Source organism: Chryseobacterium contaminans (assembly GCF_001684955.1).
Lineage (GTDB): Bacteria > Bacteroidota > Bacteroidia > Flavobacteriales > Weeksellaceae > Chryseobacterium > Chryseobacterium contaminans.
Genome location: NZ_MAYF01000164.1, coordinates 1 through 3329 on the forward strand (window position 1 = coordinate 1; position 3329 = coordinate 3329).

Genomic DNA, 3329 nt, shown 5'->3' on the forward strand with positions numbered 1-3329 from the left:
CCCATTGAAGAACCATATTTCTGGTTAATGTTCTGTCATCACTTAATACAGCTTCATTTTTCAGCCATTGCCATATCTGCGTTCTTGAGATTTCGGCAGTAGCAGCATCTTCCATCAGATTATAAATGGCGGCGGCTCCTGTTCCCATCAGCCAGCTTTCGAGATAAAGAATTCCTACATTGATATTTTTTCTCACTCCTTTCTCTGTAATATCTCCTTTGGAAATTTCCAACAGATCGCTTTCCTGTATGTTGTATTTCCATTTTTTATCGATCTGATTTTTGGAAGGCATAAATTCGTCAAAAATATCTTTAGCCACAGAAACCAATGCAGGATGAGCTACCCAGGTCCCGTCATGACCGTTTTTCACTTCTCTTTCTTTATCGCTTCTTACTTTTTCAAAAGCAATATTATTGGCTTCATCGTCATTTTTTACAGGAATCTGGGCTGCCATTCCGCCCATAGCATGAACATTTCTCTTATGACAGCCTTCAATTACTCTTTTTGAATAAGCACTCATAAAAGGTGAAGTCATGGTTACCTGATCTCTGTCCGGAACGATAAATTCAGGAAGGTTTCTGAATTTTTTGATGTATGAAAAAATATAATCCCATCTTCCGCAATTCAGCCCTGAGCTATGTTCTTTTAATTCATATAAAATTTCATCAATCTGAAAAGAAGCGGTAATTGTTTCTATTAAAACGGTTGCCTTAATAGTGCCTTGGGGAATTCCCAGATAATCCTGAGCAAAAACAAATACGTCATTCCACCATCTTGCTTCTTTATAATGTTCTAATTTTGGAAGGTAAAAATATGGACCACTTCCTTTTTCCAAAAGGCTTTTCGCATTTCTGAAAAAATAAATTCCAAAATCGGTTAATGATCCTGATGCTTCTTCATCATTAATTTTAATATGTTTTTCAGGAAGATGCAATCCTCTTGGTCTTACCAATAAAACAGCGGTTTTTTCATTAAGCTTGTATGCCTTTCCTCCTTCATTAACAAAATCAATAGTCCTGTTAATGGCATCGGAAAGATTAATTTGCCCTTCCATACAGTTTTGCCATGTTGGTGAGCTGCTGTCTTCAAAATCAGCCATGAAGGTAAGAGCTCCTGAATTCAGTGCATTGATAATCATTTTACGATCAACCGGGCCTGTAATTTCCACTCTTCTGTCCAGTAAATCTTTCGGCAATGGGGCACATACCCAATTTCCATTCCTGATCTCTTCAGTCTCTTTCAGAAATTTCGGGAGGTTCCCCTGATCGAATTCTTTCTGAGTTTTTTTACGCTCTTCTAAAAGTTCTATTCTTTTATGATTGAAATTCTGATGAAGCGCTATTAAAAAATCTATCAAATCTGGAGTGAAAATTTCTTCAAACTGCTTCTGAGCCGTAATTTTTAATTGAGTCTTAGTTTCCATAACTTGTTGATTTTGTGATTTGATATTACAAACATAAACAAAAATTTTCACAAACAGCGAACGTTCGCTAAATTTATTTAAAAATTATTATGCGAATAATCGCATCTATTTATTTATATTTGAGTAATGAATTCAGAAAGCGACTATATCAAAACAGTTTTCGGGCTAAAACTGAAGCAACAGAGACAAAAGAAAAATTGGTCTCTACAGGATCTTGCCGTAAAGACCGGATTATCAAAATCATATCTTAATGAGATTGAAAACGGAAAGAAATACCCAAAGCATGATAAAATCATTCAGCTTTCTGAAGCTTTGAACTGTACTTTTGATGACCTGGTTTCAACAAAGCTGGATAAAAGCCTTGCTCCTTTTAATGAAATTCTGCAGTCTGATTTCTTCAAGGAAGTCCCTTTGGAATTATTCGGAATTAACAAGAATAACCTAATCAGTATCATCAGCGATGCGCCTAAGAAAGTAACGGCTTTCATCAACGCACTGATAGAGATCTCACAGAACTACAACCTTGGAAAGGAAAGATTCTACTTTGCAGTTCTGAGATCATTTCAGGAATTATATGATAATTACTTTCCGGAAATTGAAGACAAGGTAAACCTGTTTATTGAAGAAAATCGTCTTCAGATTGATAAAAATTTAAAGTCTGATATCCTGGAGAGTATTCTTACGGAACATTTCAATTATACCATTCAGTCCGAAGATTTTGAAAGCTATGGAACGCTGAACAATCTGCGATCCCTGTTTATTCCGGAAAAAAAATTGCTGCTTCTGAATAAAAAGCTTGAAAAGGATCAGAAAACATTTATCCTGGCTAAAGAAATTGGTTTCAATGTTCTGGAATTGAAAGTTCGCCCTACTACTTATTCCTGGCTTGATTTCGGAAGTTTTGAAGAAATTCTGAATAATTTTTATGCTTCTTATTTTGCAGGAGCTTTATTAATTTCAAAAGAACCTGCCATTGAAAAAACTTCTGAGTTTTTCCAGGAAAACACCTGGGAACCGGAAAACTTTGCCAGCCTTATCAATAGTTTCACTGACTCACCTGAAACGTTCTATTACCGTCTGACTAATATTCTTTCTGCAGAAATGGGAATTAAGGATTTATTCTATTTATGTCTGGTTAAAAAGAAGGGTTCAGAAAAGATTCAGATTCTTAAGGAGCTTCATCTCAACCATCAGCAGGCCCCACATGCCAATGCCATGAATGAACATTACTGCAGAAGATGGATTGCTGTAAAAAACCTTCATCATTTAAAGGAAAATGAAACGCTGACCGATGCTCAGATCTCTCATTACAAAGATCAGGGCATAAGCTATCTGGTTATTTCCACTTCTCAGAAAAACCCTTTTTCTGATGGCAGCAACAGAAGTTATTGTCTTGGAATTTTACTGAATCCGCAAACCATCAAAAAAATAGGATTTATAAAGTCTCCTTCATTAAAAACCATTAATGTAGGAGTAACCTGCGAGTCCTGCAGTATTCCGGATTGCGAGGTAAGGCAGGCACCCCCTGTACGATTAGAAAAAGAACATTTCAACCTCAGCATGAAGAATGCCATTGAAAAGATAAAGAAGGATTTTTAAATTAAAGGTCTTATAGTTTTAGCATAGCAGATCAAAACTATTTTATATCTTAGTAAAAACACACTTATGATATTAGACCTACTCTTTCCCAACCGGTGTCTTCATTGTAACAGAATTATTGAGGCTGATCTCCTGGTTTGTGACCTGTGCTTCGGACAGATTCATTTTACCCATTATGACTATTTCAGAAATAATCCGGTGAAAGAACAATGTAAGCTTTCGTTTCCTGTTGAGAACGCCTATGCTCTGATCCAGTTTGAAGAGGATAGTTTAAGCAGAAAGATCATTCATGAACTGAAATACAGAA

At 36.0% G+C, this 3329-nt stretch carries 3 protein-coding genes; 2 read left to right on the forward strand and 1 reads right to left on the reverse strand.

Annotation, left to right across the window (positions count from 1 at the left end; all coding sequences use genetic code 11):
* Positions 1 to 1423: malate synthase A (gene aceB, locus BBH99_RS10530; RefSeq protein ID WP_066695323.1), on the reverse strand; the 1423-nt coding region annotated here is incomplete at its 3' end.
* A gap of 126 nt (positions 1424 to 1549) precedes the next feature.
* On the opposite strand from aceB, the gene BBH99_RS10535 reads away from it, so the two are divergent.
* Both BBH99_RS10535 and BBH99_RS10540 read left to right on the forward strand, forming a co-directional pair.
* Positions 1550 to 3022, forward strand: a complete 1473-nt coding sequence (locus tag BBH99_RS10535; protein WP_066695325.1) for a helix-turn-helix domain-containing protein — start codon at positions 1550 to 1552, stop codon at positions 3020 to 3022.
* A 66-nt stretch (positions 3023 to 3088) separates the two neighbouring features.
* The coding region (locus BBH99_RS10540) for a double zinc ribbon domain-containing protein (protein ID WP_228390789.1) at positions 3089 to 3329 on the forward strand (241 nt) is incomplete at its 3' end.

Coding starts and splice junctions, on each gene's coding strand:
- BBH99_RS10535 (WP_066695325.1), top strand. CDS start 1,550: ATGAATTCAGAAAGCGACTATATCAAAACAGTTTTCGGGCTAAAACTG.